Origin of the sequence: Mucilaginibacter ginkgonis (assembly GCF_009754905.2) — a bacterium.
Lineage (GTDB): Bacteria > Bacteroidota > Bacteroidia > Sphingobacteriales > Sphingobacteriaceae > Mucilaginibacter > Mucilaginibacter ginkgonis.
The window spans coordinates 2295631-2311476 of the sequence record NZ_CP066775.1; the positions used below are offsets into that span (position 1 = coordinate 2295631).

15 protein-coding genes are annotated in these 15846 nt (G+C 43.9%); 6 read left to right on the forward strand and 9 right to left on the reverse strand.

Features of this window, described 5'->3' with window-relative positions; all coding sequences use genetic code 11:
• The first annotated feature begins 677 nt into the window (after positions 1-677).
• A complete protein-coding gene (locus tag GO620_RS10725; RefSeq protein WP_157525345.1) occupies positions 678-1439 on the forward strand; it encodes an NUDIX hydrolase in 762 nt (253 codons plus the stop codon).
• 15 nt (positions 1440-1454) lie between these two features.
• Here the strand turns inward: GO620_RS10725 and GO620_RS10730 are convergent, their stop codons facing one another.
• From GO620_RS10730 to GO620_RS10745, 4 genes are all read right to left on the reverse strand, one after another.
• On the reverse strand, positions 1455-2219 hold the full coding sequence (locus GO620_RS10730) for an MBL fold metallo-hydrolase (protein WP_157525346.1): 765 nt from the start codon (positions 2217-2219) through the stop codon (positions 1455-1457).
• Entirely contained in the window at positions 2216-2488 is a 273-nt protein-coding gene (locus GO620_RS10735) for a hypothetical protein (protein WP_157525348.1), read from the reverse strand. Before GO620_RS10735 ends, GO620_RS10730 begins: the two co-directional genes overlap by 4 nt.
• 101 nt (positions 2489-2589) lie before the next feature.
• Positions 2590-3267, reverse strand: a complete 678-nt coding sequence (locus GO620_RS10740) for a LolA family protein (protein ID WP_157525350.1) — start codon at positions 3265-3267, stop codon at positions 2590-2592.
• A 68-nt stretch (positions 3268-3335) separates the two neighbouring features.
• Positions 3336-5984 (reverse strand): FtsK/SpoIIIE family DNA translocase, encoded by a 2649-nt coding sequence (locus GO620_RS10745; RefSeq protein ID WP_157525352.1) that lies wholly within the window; start codon positions 5982-5984, stop codon positions 3336-3338.
• Positions 5985-6403: 419 nt separating this feature from the next.
• Here GO620_RS10745 and GO620_RS10750 point away from each other — a divergent pair, with 419 nt between their 5' ends.
• Entirely contained in the window at positions 6404-6640 is a 237-nt protein-coding gene (locus GO620_RS10750; RefSeq protein ID WP_157525354.1) for a hypothetical protein, read from the forward strand.
• Here the strand turns inward: GO620_RS10750 and GO620_RS10755 are convergent, their stop codons facing one another.
• Genes GO620_RS10755 through GO620_RS10765 form a run of 3 tightly spaced genes read right to left on the reverse strand, consistent with a single transcriptional unit; the run spans position 6641 to position 8926 of the window.
• The gene (locus tag GO620_RS10755; RefSeq protein ID WP_157525356.1) at positions 6641-6862 is read right to left on the reverse strand and encodes a PspC domain-containing protein; all 222 of its coding nucleotides are present in this window, start codon (positions 6860-6862) and stop codon (positions 6641-6643) included. It lies immediately after the preceding gene.
• Between the two features lie 3 nt (positions 6863-6865).
• Positions 6866-8203 carry a DUF2851 family protein gene (locus tag GO620_RS10760; protein WP_244139401.1) on the reverse strand — a complete coding sequence of 446 codons (1338 nt, stop codon included), beginning with the start codon at positions 8201-8203 and terminating at the stop codon, positions 6866-6868.
• A 60-nt stretch (positions 8204-8263) separates the two neighbouring features.
• Complete coding sequence (locus GO620_RS10765; protein ID WP_157525360.1) at positions 8264-8926, reverse strand: basic secretory protein-like protein; 663 nt, start codon at positions 8924-8926, stop codon at positions 8264-8266.
• Between the two features lie 88 nt (positions 8927-9014).
• On the opposite strand from GO620_RS10765, the gene GO620_RS10770 reads away from it, so the two are divergent.
• On the forward strand, positions 9015-10079 hold the full coding sequence (locus GO620_RS10770) for a M20 family metallo-hydrolase (RefSeq protein WP_157525362.1): 1065 nt from the start codon (positions 9015-9017) through the stop codon (positions 10077-10079).
• Between the two features lie 200 nt (positions 10080-10279).
• Here GO620_RS10770 and GO620_RS10775 read toward each other — a convergent pair whose 3' ends face one another.
• Positions 10280-11050 (reverse strand): Fpg/Nei family DNA glycosylase, encoded by a 771-nt coding sequence (locus GO620_RS10775; protein ID WP_157525364.1) that lies wholly within the window; start codon positions 11048-11050, stop codon positions 10280-10282.
• Between the two features lie 27 nt (positions 11051-11077).
• Positions 11078-14095 carry a glycosyltransferase family 117 protein gene (locus tag GO620_RS10780; protein WP_157525366.1) on the reverse strand — a complete coding sequence of 1006 codons (3018 nt, stop codon included), beginning with the start codon at positions 14093-14095 and terminating at the stop codon, positions 11078-11080.
• Positions 14096-14255: 160 nt separating this feature from the next.
• Here GO620_RS10780 and GO620_RS10785 point away from each other — a divergent pair, with 160 nt between their 5' ends.
• Genes GO620_RS10785 through GO620_RS10795 form a run of 3 tightly spaced genes read left to right on the forward strand, consistent with a single transcriptional unit; the run spans position 14256 to position 15840 of the window.
• Positions 14256-14453 carry a YwbE family protein gene (locus GO620_RS10785; protein WP_157525368.1) on the forward strand — a complete coding sequence of 66 codons (198 nt, stop codon included), beginning with the start codon at positions 14256-14258 and terminating at the stop codon, positions 14451-14453.
• A 28-nt stretch (positions 14454-14481) separates the two neighbouring features.
• Positions 14482-15177: a DUF1345 domain-containing protein gene (locus tag GO620_RS10790; protein ID WP_157525370.1), complete on the forward strand. Its 696-nt coding sequence runs from the start codon at positions 14482-14484 to the stop codon at positions 15175-15177.
• Positions 15178-15204: 27 nt separating this feature from the next.
• The gene (locus GO620_RS10795; protein ID WP_157525372.1) at positions 15205-15840 is read left to right on the forward strand and encodes an HAD family hydrolase; all 636 of its coding nucleotides are present in this window, start codon (positions 15205-15207) and stop codon (positions 15838-15840) included.
• The last annotated feature ends 6 nt before the right edge of the window (positions 15841-15846 follow it).

The following is a 15846-nucleotide window of genomic DNA, read 5'->3' on the forward strand; positions in this document are numbered from 1 at the left end:
TTTTTAGTTGATTAATTGATTTGATTTATTATTTGAGCTATTAGTTGCGCGAGAGTTCATCGCGAAAGTTTCGCAATGAGGATAGCCTGCCAATAAAATGGAATTTGTTACCCGCATGAGAGCAGTGAGAGTTGCGGGACCTGATAAATTTTGTAAAGGTTTATCCATATTTTAAATAGTTACAAAAACAGGCAACCGAAACTCGCATCGATCACCTTTTTGCCACCTTTTTAATTAGGGTTACTTTAAGTTTATAATTCAGTAAAAATTACTAATTGGCGTATTCCTAAAGTAGATTAAGTGTAGGGCTTACACAAGAGCAATTTCAGATTTGCAAATATTTCAAACCCTAAATGATATTGATAACAATTTTAAAATTTAGAATATCATTTATTAATTTTTTGATAACATTTATGTTACGTAATTGTTAAACTTTTAAACGAATTGAAATCCTAATATTCGCTTTAAACCATAAAACTCAACATGTTAAGTCGACTTTTACCAAAAGCGGTGTATGTTCTCATGTAAAACTTTTTTTATTGTGTTAATATGACACTTTATTAAAATTCTCAATTTTTCAATCGTTAAAGAAGGACAGATTTGCTAATAACTATTATGTGCATTTTACATTATAATTAACCATTTTTGGTGTTCACCAATTAAATGCTACCTGTTAAATGTTTACCAAACAAGAACTTACAGATTATACAAAAGAAGCCCGAGAAAAATGGCTTAACCATATTTCCATTGATTGTGTAGTGTTTGGCTTCCACGAGGGGCAACTAAAGGTGTTATTATTAAAAATGAGAAATGAGGCTAAATGGTATTTACCGGGAGGTTTCGTTTTAAAGCAGGAACAGCTTGATGTTGCAGCAAACCGTATTTTAAAAGAACGTACGTCTTTAGACCATATTTTTCTACAGCAGTTTCATGTGTTTGGCGATCCCGCCCGCTCCCAGCCCCACACAGATATGTATAATGGCATGGTTGAAGATAAGGACAATTGGTTTGCTACCCGGTTTATTACCATAGGTTACTATGCACTTGTAGACTTTCATAATACGGTACCCACACCTGATGCCATGTCTGAAGCATGTGTATGGTGCAACCTGGAAGAGGTGCCTGCCCTTAGCCTGGACCACGGACAGATTTTAGAAAACGCATTGTACACTTTAAGGCTCCAGCTAAATTATTTGCCGATTGGCTATAATTTGATGCCGAACGAGTTTACAATGCCGGAGTTGCAGAAACTCTATGAAACAATTTTAGGTAAGAAACTCGACAGGCGTAACTTTCAGCGTAAGATATTGGCGTTTGATATTTTAAACCGGTCTGAGCATCCACGCAAAGGCGGGGCGCACAAGGCGCCATATCTCTACTCCTTTAACCTTGAAAAATATGAGCAGGCTTTGAAAGATGGATTGGCATCTGGTTGGTAGCGGAAAACTAGAAATTTATAATTCCAATTTAAGACAGTCATAAGCGAGTTCAATGCCCGCCGGCAACTCTTTAGACACATCTGCATGTTTTCCCAGGCGGTGTCCGATGTGAATGAGGTAAGTTTTCTCTGCGCCGATCTCTTTCGCAAAAGCGATAGCTTCGTCAAACGTAAAGTGCGAAATATGCTCCTGCTTTTGCAAGGCGTTTACTATCAGCACTTTAGTGCCTCTAACTTTTGCTTTCTCCTTGTCACTTATGGTTTTGGCGTCTGTGATATAGGTAAAGTCCTTGATCCGGAAACCAAGCACAGGCAATTTATAGTGCATCACCTCGATTGGCATGAAGCCGATGCCGCCAACATTGAAGGGCTGATCATTTTCTATAGTGATAAGGTTCACCTTCGGGATACCCGGATATTGAAATTCGTCGAATATATAGCTAAACTCGTGCTTTAGCGCTTGCTGCACACGGGGCACAGCGTAAATATCCATCGCGCGGTTCTGCTTAAAATTAAACGCGCGGATATCGTCCATACCGGCTACGTGGTCTTTATGCTCATGTGTAAAAACCAAGGCATCCAGGTGCATCACATTTTCGCGTAGCATTTGATATCGAAAATCTGGCCCAGAGTCTATCACCACAACCTTGCCTTCATCTTCTATCATGATAGACGTGCGCAACCGTTTGTCGTGCTTATCGGCAGAAAGACACACCGCGCATGTGCAGGCCACAACGGGCACACCCTGGGAAGTTCCGGTACCTAAGAATGTGACGATCAAAGCTGCAGTTCTGTTTGTTTTATTTGCTGATAGAAAGCCGACTGTTTATCATCAACTATTTTAAGGTCAAGGTTTAGCGTCCGAATCAGATCAGCTAGCGAAATTATCTTACTTTCCAAGTTCGAGAACTTGTTTACAATAACCATTGAACTGTTTTGCAACAGGCATGCACCGGTTTTAAAATTTCCTTTTTCATAACGCACCTTATATCCTGACGCCTTAAGCAGGTTCTCCAATTTTTCGAGCGTATGGTTGGTGACGGTGAGCATTGCTGTCAAATTTATGGAATTAAGCTTTATAATGTTTCACTAATCCCAACATGATGGCTGTTGAGTTTATTCGAGGGCTTCAAACACCACGCATGTAAATCTTACCGCAAATCAACTACCTCAACACCGGGATGCGCTTTTGCGTCGAAAGCAAACATTGCATCGCTAAGTTGTGGCTGTGGAGTAAAGTTCTTTATCATGTACGTGTAACGGATACCGTTTTTATCAAATAGGTTGGCGCTAACGATTTCTTTTTTTGCCTTATCTATGAATAACCTTGCTTTAAAGATAGATTTTTTGGCGTCCAGAGGGCTGAGCTCAATTACCTGGCAAAGCCTGCCGTTTACTTTCTGATCGCCGGTATATACGTACTTGTAGCCTTTTTCATAAATGGCAAATATCTGCGCCGGGTTTATACCCTCACCGCTTTTATCAGCATCATTTACTTGTACTTCATTATCTTTTTTTAAGTACGTCCACTGGGTTTTCCCATCACTAATGATCTCCTGCTCAGCAGCGGCCTTACCTTTGCTCGTACTGTACAGTGTTACTTTAAATTTGTTGGATTTGGATTTAGCAACAAGCGTCCCGGTTTGCGATTGCTTAACCCCCGCTTGCGGGTTATCAACAGATAATGCAAAATCGGTTTTAAAGCCATTGTAGGATTTGTATTTAGCGCTTACAGCACTCAATATTTTTTGTGCGTCAGCATCTTTCTGAGCTAATGCAGAAGCAGCAATAAAAACACCCAAAAGGAACACAGGGATAAATCTTTTCATAATAATTGTACGTCGCCTTATTAACTGCGAAGCACTTAAAATGTTAGATGATTTTTTCTGAAACTGGTTTAACCGCGCGGTTTAGCTATTTCTTCGAGATGGCGCTCCAAGCTATATTCATCCGGAAATAAAACCTCGCGGGCTTTGCTCCCTTCAAAAGGCCCTACAATACCTGCAGCCTCTAACTGATCTATTATACGCCCCGCCCTGTTATAGCCCAGTTTTAGTTTACGTTGAACTAATGAGGTTGAACCTTGCTGGTGTAGCACGATCAAACGGGCGGCATCCTCGAACATCGGATCACGGTCATCGGGGTCGAAGTCCTTGGGACTGCTACCGGCCTCGCCCTCACCTACATACTCAGGCAGTAACATCGCTGTCGCATAACCTCGCTGGTTACCAATAAAGTCCGAAACCTGCTCTACCTCTGGTGTATCTACGAACGCGCACTGGATACGGATCAGGTCGCTGCCTGTTGCCAGGAGCATATCCCCGCGGCCGATCAACTGGTCTGCCCCTCCCGAGTCCAGAATGGTACGTGAATCTATCTTAGACAATACCCTGAAGGCAAGCCTCGCAGGGAAGTTGGCTTTAATGGTACCGGTAATAATATTTACTGATGGGCGCTGCGTAGCGATAACCAGGTGGATGCCGATTGCACGGGCCAACTGTGCCAAACGGGCGATTGGTGTTTCTACTTCTTTACCGGCCGTCATCATCAGGTCGGCAAATTCGTCGACTATCAAAACAATGAATGGCAAAAAGCGGTGGCCTTCATTGGGGTTAAGTTTGCGATTGATGAATTTGGCGTTGTACTCTTTCAAGTTACGTACCTGCGCGTCTTTCAACAAGTCGTAACGCTGATCCATCTCGATACAAAGTGAATTCAATGTATTGATCACTTTCTTGGTATCGGTAATGATGGCGTCAGCCTCGTCAGGCAATTTGGCCAGGAAGTGCCGCTCTATTTTGCGGAACAAGGTCAGCTCGACCTTTTTAGGATCGACCAGCACAAATTTCAATTCAGCCGGGTGACGCTTATATAACAGCGATACCAATATAGCATTGATGCCTACAGACTTACCTTGCCCGGTTGCACCTGCGACAAGCAAGTGCGGCATTTTGGCCAGGTCGGCAATAAATACCTCGTTCGAGATGGTCTTGCCTAAAGCAATAGGCAGGTCCATTGTCGTTTGCTGGAACTTTTCCGTCGCGAGTACGGATCGCATCGAGACCATCTCCGGGTGTTGATTAGGCACCTCGATACCGATGGTACCCTTACCGGGCATTGGTGCGATGATACGAATGCCCAAAGCAGCAAGGCTTAAAGCGATATCATCTTCCAGGTTTTTGATCTTGGAAATACGCACACCCGGCGCGGGAATGATCTCGTACAAAGTAACTGTAGGGCCTATCGTTGCCTTAATCTTATCGATTTCGATATTATAGTGGTTTAGCGTTTCAACGATCTTATTTTTATTCGCCTCCAATTCTCCGGAATCAACAGAGATTTTGTTTGACCCATAGTTTTCCAACAGATCGAGCGGCGGAAGCTTATAACCCGACAGATCGAGCTTGGGATCGTAAGTGCCAAACTTATCAACCAGTTCATTGGCTGTCTTTGGTGTTTCTTTTTCTATAGGCAATTCTTCCTGCGGGCGTGTTTCTTCTACCGTTAAAGGAATATCTTCAATGGCAGAAACTGCTTCTTCCATCAAAGGCTCGGGCATTAACGTAACAGGTTCGTGCAGCATAGTATTGTGCACAAGGGTTGTGTGCGTACTGCTGCGCGGAACAACGCTTTCAGTTTCAACAGGTTCTGTCGCGATTACAGGTTTATGATTGATTATATTCTGCTGAAGCGGGCCTTCATCTTCTTCAATGATAGGCTCAAATTTGGTGCGGCTGTTTTTGCGCCACTCTACAGGTTCAGATAATATCTCATCCTCCAGATCTACAGGCTGTGGGGTAAGCTCGCCGTCAACATGGTCCGGCATCAGGCCACCTTTGGTTTTACGCTCCGGCAGTTTAAAGTCGATGTTATATGCGATGATCAACACAGTCAATCCGGCGAAAACCAGCAAAAATCCCGTACCCGCCTCGCCTATTTGTGCGTTGAGCAAACGGTTGGTCCAAAAGCCAACTTCGCCTTCCAAAAAATGCGGATAATCTGACATGAAACCATGCGCGAAACCAATGGCCACAGATAAAAATAATATGCAAAACGCCGAGTAAGCCAGGGTTTTTCCTAAAGAGAACAGCCGCACCTTAAACAACATGCGGTAACCGATAACCAGGAATATAAAAACGAAGAGATACGATGCGACGCCGAACCACTCATAGATAAATTGGTTAGAGAGCAAGGCGCCTAATTTGCCCATCCAGTTGTCAACAATCGGGTCTTTTATTCCGCCCTCTATAAGTTCTTGCTGCGTTTTAAACAAGTTGTGCCAACCGCCGTTTGCAGGCGATACATAGCTTTGATCTTGCTGCCAGGTGAACAAGTAAGCGGTAAATGATATAAAGAAGAAGATAGAAAGCAGCAGAAAGAAAAGGCCAATTATCTTTACCAGCCTGCCGTTGTTGAGGTCGAACTGGGGCAGTTTTTCCAATACTGGTTTTGATACCCTTCTGCGCTCGCCGCCAGCCGTTTCACGGCCGGGTTTATTATCATCCTTAAAACTGTTAGATCTGAACTGGTTGGCTTTAGGCGGCATCCTGATATTTAAACACTAAAATTCAAATATAAAGTTAATTGATAAATCCGTTTGCCGATAGTGATTTTTAATTTAAATGCTGATGTTGACGATGTATGGCGTTTCACTGTTTCAAGTGAAACAGATGAAACAGTGAAGCAGTTGTTTCTTACTTTCAAGTATGTCAAAGAATCTTGATTCTTGTTAGATATCAATCGGTTACAGCGTTATCTTGCGAGGCACTACTTTGTCAGTACCTGCAAGTGAAACACTTGAAACGGGGTAATTGCTGACAAAATCCCGTCAACTTGGCGGCGAACATCCCAACAAGGGCACAAATAAATTATCAATGCCGGACAATTCTATTGATTTCAGAAATTTACATTATTGTGCAAACCAAAAAGGTAATTTAGGCGCTTACATTATAAACCAGTTGCGTTATGAAAGCGGAGAAAATGGTGATGCTTACCGGTAAAGAATACCAGGATATCAGAAGCAAAGTTGACGAAGGCCAGCCATGCATCTATAACATAGGCACAGAAAATAAGCCACAGATCATTAACGTGTTGAACGTTTATTTAGATACCGACCCGGATTTTACACGAAACCCAAAAAACTTTGCCAAAGTAAGTGACGGCAAACAAGTGCAAGTAAAACTTGAATACGAAGAGAATTGATTACTGATCTGTAATACGCGTGTGCACCCTTTTCACATAATTGCGTATATCTAATACAATGCCGGCAAAGAAATAAAATATCAGTGGAAAGCCCACCGCCAAAAAAGACGAGTAAATAAAAAACAGCCTTATCTTTGAGATAGACACATTAAAGCGTTCGCCCAGGTAGGTGCAAACCCCAAAAGAGTACCGTTCAAAAAATGTAAGTATGCGCTGCAACATGCTTTACAAATTTAATATTTTATTACCGATGGCGCAATTTAGGCACCGCTTGTAATTGCAATAGTTATTTTTTAGTTCGAGCAAGGCCTGAGATTCAAAGGCGCTCTTGCTTTTTACACCCAAATCTGCAAATCCCTGGACGATAGAATTATGTTCAGCCGGCAAGGCTTCTAACAACGCCATGCTTCTATCGGCGTACTTTTCCTGCCCGGTTTGCTTACCATAAGCGAACAAAAACAAAGCCAAAGTATTGAGTAGCAGATTATTTACAGATTCCGCGCCCATCGTTTTAGAAACTGGTGCGGCTTCTGCATCAAATTTGTAATGCGTTTCCCAATAAGAATTTACCTTGATATCCGCGAAAAGGTCACGTAATGCGTTTACATCGGTAACGTCAAGAATCTTAGAAAACAGGTGGTTCGATCTGATGACCAAAGCTGCAAATTGTGCCAGCCTGATAGTTGGGAAATTTAGCGGCCGCAAGCGCATAAACTTCCAGGCGTACTTATCACCCGGCTGCAAGGTGTATTTAGCTCTAAGGAACTGATACTCGGCTTTTAATTTATTTGGGTAATCATCTTCAAAATCATCTTCCAGGAAACCTGCCTGCCCAAAGAGTAACGCCTCTATCTGCAGAGGGTTGTTTTTGTGTTTGGCCAAGATTATCTGGGGAACAGATTTAGCCATCATCTCGAATGGCAACGCGTTTATTTTAAAACCAAAGTTGGCCGCCAGATATTGGTAAAAGGTTTCTTCCCAATCGCCGCGGTTTTGGTGCAAGGCGTTGGCAATACCGTAAGCCCGCTTTTCCAGCCGCTCTATTTGTAGCCTTGTGATCCAATTTCGAATGGTAAGATCATCTACCCTGTGGATACTATTTTCACATGGGATAAATTGCGCCCTGCCATATACCAGGCCATGAAAGCGGCTGTATAATTCTGCAGGTATGCGGTGCTCTAATTCTAAAGCCGGTATCTCAATACCATCTGTGCGGTAAACCGTTGCGTCGTTTCTAAAAACAACGTGCAAAATAACGTTGTCATAAGCTTTATCAACCTGGTGGTTGTGCTTTTGCCAGTCTGAAGCGGCAACATGTATCTCGACATTGCCCGCCCATACGGTGTCCCCAATTTTTATCCGTGCTTGCTGAAAGTCGGGACCCGAATGGCTGTTTTGCATCCCCGGACTAAGCACATCTATCAGCTCACCGTTTGTGGTACGCAGCTCGGTACGATCGTACAACCTGAACTTCCAGACATGGTATAAAAAATCTTCGGTGAATAGCATTTTCTTACTTTTCAAACTATTGTCATATCGAGCGAAGCGAGATATCTTCTTCAAGGGGAAGGATAAGAAGATTTCTCCTCATGCCTCGTCGAAATGACATTTTAAAAGTTAAACCTATAACCCCGGATCTGCCACATATTCCTTCCAAAGGTCATCAAGCGACTTGCCGGTTATGTCTTTCCAGGTATCGGCGGTATAAGTATGGTCGCGCAGGCTCTTATCCAACTTCTTTACAATGTTCTTCTTCTCGTGCATCTCTATCCATGCCAGGAAACGTGCGGTTCGACGGTAGCTGTCGGTATAGTTCTGGCCTGCTGCATAGGGCGGTAAAGACCAGTTTGCTGCCGCGTTATTTACACCAAATTTATAGCGTGCATAGTCTGCGATACCTTCTGTGAGCCAGCCCGGGCCAACGCTTTCTTTATAGTCCTGAACAATGTGCATCACCTCATGTGTAACCACATCGATATCTTCGGGGTGTTTATGGAACCAGGCAGCACTGATGCGCACGTGCGCGTTATCTGTGGCGGCCACGCCTTTATAAGCTGTATCTACAAGCATGTAAACCTGCTTTGCTGTCTTGCGGTTATACTCCTTTGCCAGCAGCGGATACACCTTGAAAAAAGTGGTAATGAGTTTACTTTTTAACGTCTTATCCAGGGCCGGGTCGTTATTTGTAAATACCAGGGTGTAACCGTCATTGCGGAAGATTTCAAATCCCTGTGCGAAACCTCGTACACTTAAAAACAGCAGTAAAATAAACAACCTGAATTTCATATTGCCAAAATAGCGATTTATGCGGCAACGCGCGTTTTTAAAAATTAACCTTTAACTTTGACCAATCTACCTAAAAGGACTTCTATTTATGCCATCTAAGGACACGCTGTTTGCCGATGCTCTTCAACTTTTGCAGCGCCTCATCGCTACACAATCATTCAGCCGCGAAGAAGATAAAACAGCAGATATTGTCAACGATTTCCTGGTGCAGCGCGGTGTAAAAACCCACCGAAAGATGAACAACATCTGGGCTTGGAACGTGCATTTCGATGAATCTAAACCCACAATTCTGCTTAACTCGCACCACGATACAGTTAAACCCAACCCCGGATATACCCGCGACCCTTACGACGCAAAAATTGAAGACGGTAAGCTGTTTGGCTTAGGCAGCAACGACGCAGGCGGCTGCCTGGTGTCGCTGATTGCCACGTTCCTGTACTTTTACGACAAGCAAGACCTGAAATATAATTTTTGTCTTGCAGCGACGGCAGAGGAAGAAATTTCGGGCGTAAACGGTTTGGAACTCATTATCCCCGACCTGGGTAAATTGAACTTTGGCATTGTTGGCGAACCTACCTTAATGCAACTGGCCATTGCCGAAAAGGGTTTAATGGTATTGGATTGCACAGCTCATGGCCGCGCAGGCCATGCGGCCCGTGAGGAAGGTGACAATGCCATCTACAAAGCGCTGACAGATATCGAGTGGTTCCGCACGTTCAAGTTTCCAAAAGAGTCGCAAGTGTTTGGCCCGGTGAAAATGTCTGTTACCATCATCAATGCCGGCTCGCAGCATAACGTTGTACCGGCCGAATGTGTGTTTACCGTTGATGTGCGCGTAACTGATGCTTACCGAAACGAAGAAGTTCTAGAGATCATCCGCCGGCATGTAAGCTGCGATGTTAAACCGCGCTCAATACGTTTAAAGCCATCATCAATTGACAAAGAGCACCCGATAGTTCAGGCAGGTATCGCTTTGGGAAGAACTACTTACGGCTCGCCTACCACTTCCGACCAGTCGCTTTTAGACATACCGTCATTAAAGGTTGGCCCCGGTGATTCGGCACGCTCCCACACAGCCGACGAATTTATTTATGTAAACGAGATACAAGAGGGTATTGATCTATATATTCAGATGCTGGAGCAGATCGTTTAAGGCCTCATCGGATTATAATTAAAGCACAGAAAGTTTTTTTTAACTCTGCATTACCTCTCCCCCAGCCCTCTCCGAAGGAGAGGGAGCTGGATGTACCAATCAATATCCAAATCGTCATCTCGAACGAAGTGAGAGATCTTCTGCGATTGAATTAGGAGATTTTGGTAGCGCATTTTCAGAATGACAACTTTGTGCGCGGCCTATTTATATAACTCCTGCCCTTCTGTATAGTAAGTTTTCCGGGAACCCTTTTCGACCAGTATTTTTTCGCCTTTGTCGGTTTCACCCTTACGGGTATGATGCACCTTTAAGAAATCGCGCACCTCGCCGCTGATGATATCAGGCTTGGATTTGGTGATTTGTTTTTCGGCATCTTCCAGCACTTTCTTGACTGATTTCGCCAGCACCTTCACCTTGTCGGCGGGTATTTTATTAGCGACAGACATCGGCGAGATGCCGGCATCGTAAAGTATTTCATCCGCATACGCGTTACCAATACCGCGAATAAATTTTTGGTCGAGGAGTACGTTCTTGATTGCCGACTTTTTTTTCCCAAGACTATCTTGCCACCACTTAGGTGTCACTGCTTTATCGAACGCGTCGGGCGCTTTACTTTCCTCCGGGTCAAGCGTTGGGTTAGCCGCGCCCTGCCAGTCGGTTAGCGCAAGCCCCTCTCCCCCTTTAAAGATCATTTCTACAACTGTATACTTTTGTTCATTCTTTCCGTCGAACCGAAACAATTGGCCGTGCAGCATCAAATGCAAACCCAGCGTGTGCTCGTCGAAATCGAAAAATAGTTCCTTCCCATCCCGGTAAACCTTTTTTAGTTTTTGGCCATGTAACGCTTTTGCAAACTCTGCATTTGGCGTTTTTGCTTTTTTACTGTTTACAGTAATTCTCTCCAGCGTTTTACCGCCAAGCTTCTTATCAAGATTGCGTGCAAATACCTGCAGGTCTGGTAATTCAGGCATGATTATATTTTTAAGCACAACAAGCTATTAGTTTAATTGCTTGCTCAAAACAGAAGAAAACTTAGTCTCGTAATCTTTGAGACCGGCGGTGAGCATATTACTTAATGCTATCTGGCTAGCCACTTTTGTGGAGTTAGCCATGGCATTGATCAGCGAGACACCCATCTGTACATCACGCACACTTATGGTATCGGCATCTTTTTGTAGCTGGCGGTAATTGTAATCCAGCTGGTCTTTCACATACGCCATAACCCTGTTCACGTATTTGTTGCCTAATTGGACATCCTGTAAGTGATAGGCGCTGTCCGCTACATAATATTGCCGCACGGCAACGTTCATATCAGCAGTAATATCAGGGGTACTGTCATCCAGTTTATGCAAAGCTTTCACAGCCATGGCGGTATGACCTTCGGCCGCCAGTGAATTAGCCAGCGAGGTAAAGTTTGCGGTGATCATTGGGTAAAATAATTGTACTGTTTGACTATCGAGGTAGCTGGCATTTTTCATATTGCCCCATTTGTATTTGTTCACCATGTTATCGTACATCACCAAACTATTTATCTTTTCTTCATCCGGCTCGGCTGAGGGCTTGAACGGCAGCAAGCGATAAATTTGCCCTTCTTTATACATATATTTGTGCAGACCTATCACATCTTCGTCGGGCATAGATTCTGCAAAGCATATGGGGCGTTTCCAATTATTGTGTACCATAATGTCTAATAACGCCAGGTTTCCTTTAGTCAGGTAATTTGCAGGCAGTTTCCACTCCATCACGTCTGCAACACGGCTTTCCTGCTCCTGCGTAACCACATGATTTGCTATAACAGCTTGCTTATTTACTGTAAGTTTAAAGTTCTTAGTCGGCAGGTAATTTTCACTGCTACCATCAGGGTATTGGGCCTTTGCACGCGGGTCGTCTGAAGTGATGAAATCAAACACTTCTTTTATCTCTACCGAGTCGGGAAGTTTAGCATCGCTAAAGCGGATGATGTCGCGGGTACCATCTTTGTATTTTTCATAGGGCATAGTTATCGGCGCGGCAGCAGCTTCATTAATGGCCGACTGCATCTGGCGGATATTCCAGTCGCCGGTAAACAGGCTTAAGTTGATGATCCTCACGTCCGGCCGCACATTTTCTACTTCCTGTATATACCATAGCGGATAGGTCTCGTTATCGGCATAAGTAAAAAGTATGGCGTTCTTGGGGCATGAAATCAGGTAATTATACGCCAGATCATGCGGCACTTTCTTTGTAGATCTGTTGTGCCCCGGCCATTCTTTTACTGCCACTAAAACAGGAACCAGCAGCATACAAATGGCGATAGAGCCATACGAAGCAATCCTTGCTGTAAGCCTTCGCCGTAGCACATCGGCAATAGCTAAAACACCTAAACCTATCCATATGCCAAAAGCGTAAAAAGAACCCACGTAAGAATAATCGCGTTCGCGGGGCTGCACATTATATTGATTTACATATAGCACAATCGCTATGCCCATAAAGAAAAACATTACCAACAGCACCAGCGCGTGTTTCTTATCCTTGCGGAAATGATAAACCATACCCAGCAGTCCGATTATGAGCGGCAATGCGTATAGCGGGGCGTAGGTGATGCTGTGGGTAATGGCGTTAGGCAGTTGTTTGCCGTGGTCAAACCATCCCGACGTCCAGTTGCCATTGATCATTCGTGTACTGGTCTGGCCGTCGGCATCATTGTACCGGCCGGTAAAATTCCACATAAAGTACCTGAAATACATTTGGTATACCTGCCAGCTAAACAACCATTTCATGTTGTCTGCAAACGTTGGCGATTGGCCATCTGCAAGGTGAAGCCAGTCTTTATAAAAAGCAACATCGGGGGCGTCACTGCTGAAGATGCGTGGAAGAATTGTGTTATGATCGTAAACCAACTCTTGTTTTTTACCGATCATTTCATATTTACTGTCTCCTTTGCGATAAAGGCTGATGCCATCTTTTTGATCGATAGGCTTGGCGTCAAAATACTCACCGTAGATAAGTGGTGGGGCAACATATTGAATGCGGCTTAAATATTCCTGCAGCGCGAACGCGTTATCGGGATGGTAATTATCCAGGTTGGTATTGGCATGCGCCCTTATCGGGATCATGGTAAAAGAGCTATAACCAAAGAAAATGAACAGTATGCAAAGCAAAGCCAGGTTAAGTGCCGGTTTATGTTTTCTAATACTGTAGCTGATGCCCCAAACTATTACACCGATTAATGCAGCCAGAAAAATAATGGCCCCCAGGTTGAACGGCAGGCCCAGGTTATTGACCGTAAACAGATCGAAATACGCCATCATTTTAACTGAGTACTGGATTACGCCAAATTGTAAGAAGGCCAGCAAGGCAACGCCAAGCAAAAACATCAAAAATGTTTTCATGGGGGTTACTTGTTTACTGCGGCGGAAGTAGTAAATAAGCGTTAACCCCGGGATGGTCAATAAATTTAATAAATGTATGCCGATGGATAATCCCATTACATAAGCGATGAGCACCAGCCAACGGTCGGCGCCAGGTAGATCAGCATTTGCTTCCCATTTGAGTGCCGCCCAAAAAACAACGGCTGTGCAAAGCATCGCCGGCGAAAATACTACCGTCTCCACTGCCGAAAACCAAAATGTATCAGTATAAATAAAACCTAAAGCGCCTACCAAGGCAGCACCCATAATAAGTACAGTTTGAGCTGGGTTGGGCTTTTCACCGCGTTTTACCAGCAGCTTTTTAGCCAGCATGCTTATAGTCCAAAACATAAACATGATTGCAGCGCTGCTGGCCATCGCAGAGCTTACATTAGTGAAATAAGCAACCTTTGCACGGTCGCCAAATGACAGCAATGAGAACGCTTTGCCTAGCATAGCGAACATAGGGTAACCAGGCTGATGCGATACCTGTAAGCGGTACGCGCATGAAATAAATTCGCCGCAATCCCAAAAGCTTACAGATGGCTCCAGGGTTAATACATAAGTTACGGCAGCGGTTGCGAAGCAAACCCAGCCTAGCAAGTTGTTAATGTTCTTGTACGCCATTGTTGTAAAGGTGTTTCAGTTAATTGCGGTAAATATCTATTTAAAAGCGCCGGCTTAGTTTTGTAACTGTCTGTTTTAACACTATTTAACAAAGTTTAACATTGGACAGATGCCTCCTCGGGATGCTTAGTGACGGTTTGTTTTTCGTTACCTTAGCGCCATGGACGGCACTAACAGAAAAGACATCTACCCCGGGTTAGAGGTAAATATCATCTTAAAGAAAGATCAGCGCAGCGGCACACTCACAAATGGAATTGTGAAAGATCTGCTCACCAGCGCGCCATATCATTCGCGCGGAATAAAAGTCCGCCTCCAAGATGGGCAGGTTGGCCGTGTTGCAGAAATTGTTGAGGAATAGTGATGCGGATGACTATATTAGCCACCGCATGCCCCGGAAAACTGAAAAGCCAAGCCGCTTATTAAAACTCGACGTTCATTACAGGATACTTATTTCTCTGTTATGCGCGGCCATCGTCTTCTTCAGTATTTTTAAGACTGAGCTATCCGTCTCGTCTATAATATTGCTAACATGGATAGGCTTCGTAGTTAGTGCAATCGTAATGGACTGGCTTATTATCTTTATGGCGCACCCGCAAGATTTTAAGCAGGTGAATACATTGGAAGATTCAAGCCGGACAATGATTTTTATTATTGTCATCGGGGCGGCTATAGTGAGCCTTTTTTCTATCATCTTCTTATTGAAATCAGAAAAAGGCTCGACGCCTCAAGAGGTTACCGGGCACGTTTTCCTGGTAATTGCTTCGGTATTGTCATCGTGGTGGTTGGTGCACACCATATTTGCCATCAGGTATGCCCATATTTATTATGACACCACCAATGATGACGACAGTAAAAAGCCATTCGGCGGACTAGACTTTCCCGGTGGCGAAAAGTATCCGGATTTTATGGATTTTGTGTACTTCTCATTCGTGCTGGGCATGACTTTCCAGGTATCGGATGTAGAGATTTCTAACAGTCAGTTACGCAGATTGGCCTGGATACATGGCTTAATATCTTTCGCATTTAATACGGCAATAGTTGCATTAAGTATAAACGTTATATCCGGTCTCGTGGCGCACTAATCACGATATTATCCTTTGATTACAATTATGCAAAAACCCGATAGTTTAATATTCGACATGGACGGCACCCTTTGGGATGCTGTGGCAACGTATGCCGTATCCTGGAATGAGGTATTTAAGGAATTGGATATTGACATTACCGTCGATAAGGATAAACTGGCGCACATGGTAGGTTGGGAAGGCAAAAAAGTGATCAAAGAGATTATGCCCGATTTTGATGACGAGCGCAGAACTGAAATTTATGCTACCGTTAATAGCGCCCGCCACAACCTTATACCTCAATTGGGCGGTATAATGTATGATGGTGTGATTGATGGCTTAAAGGAGCTGTCTACCAAATATAAAATTTTCATTCTCAGCAATTGCGCAAAAGGCATCATACAGCTTTTCATTGACTGGGCAGGGTTGCATGAATACATCACCGACGAACTGGCTTACGGCATAAACTTTATGCCTAAAAGCCACAACATAAAGTTGCTTAGCGATAAATGGGATTTAATGAGCCCTGTTTATATAGGAGATACTGAAGGCGATGGACAGCAAAGCCGGTTGGCAGGTATCCCGTTTGTATTTGTGAGTTACGGCTTTGGCAACACCGATGATTACGATCTAAAGTTTGATAACTTCTCGGATCTGACAAAGCATTTCATGGGGCTGGAATAGCGTATA

Coding starts and splice junctions, on each gene's coding strand:
- GO620_RS10755 (WP_157525356.1), bottom strand. CDS start 6,862: ATGTTGCAGCGCATACTTACATTTTTTGAACGGTACTCTTTTGGGGTT.
- GO620_RS10725 (WP_157525345.1), top strand. CDS start 678: ATGTTTACCAAACAAGAACTTACAGATTATACAAAAGAAGCCCGAGAA.
- GO620_RS10795 (WP_157525372.1), top strand. CDS start 15,205: ATGCAAAAACCCGATAGTTTAATATTCGACATGGACGGCACCCTTTGG.
- GO620_RS10750 (WP_157525354.1), top strand. CDS start 6,404: ATGAAAGCGGAGAAAATGGTGATGCTTACCGGTAAAGAATACCAGGAT.
- GO620_RS10740 (WP_157525350.1), bottom strand. CDS start 3,267: ATGAAAAGATTTATCCCTGTGTTCCTTTTGGGTGTTTTTATTGCTGCT.
- GO620_RS10745 (WP_157525352.1), bottom strand. CDS start 5,984: ATGCCGCCTAAAGCCAACCAGTTCAGATCTAACAGTTTTAAGGATGAT.
- GO620_RS10780 (WP_157525366.1), bottom strand. CDS start 14,095: ATGGCGTACAAGAACATTAACAACTTGCTAGGCTGGGTTTGCTTCGCA.
- GO620_RS10775 (WP_157525364.1), bottom strand. CDS start 11,050: ATGCCTGAATTACCAGACCTGCAGGTATTTGCACGCAATCTTGATAAG.
- GO620_RS10735 (WP_157525348.1), bottom strand. CDS start 2,488: ATGCTCACCGTCACCAACCATACGCTCGAAAAATTGGAGAACCTGCTT.
- GO620_RS10790 (WP_157525370.1), top strand. CDS start 14,482: ATGCCCCGGAAAACTGAAAAGCCAAGCCGCTTATTAAAACTCGACGTT.
- GO620_RS10770 (WP_157525362.1), top strand. CDS start 9,015: ATGCCATCTAAGGACACGCTGTTTGCCGATGCTCTTCAACTTTTGCAG.
- GO620_RS10765 (WP_157525360.1), bottom strand. CDS start 8,926: ATGAAATTCAGGTTGTTTATTTTACTGCTGTTTTTAAGTGTACGAGGT.
- GO620_RS10785 (WP_157525368.1), top strand. CDS start 14,256: ATGGACGGCACTAACAGAAAAGACATCTACCCCGGGTTAGAGGTAAAT.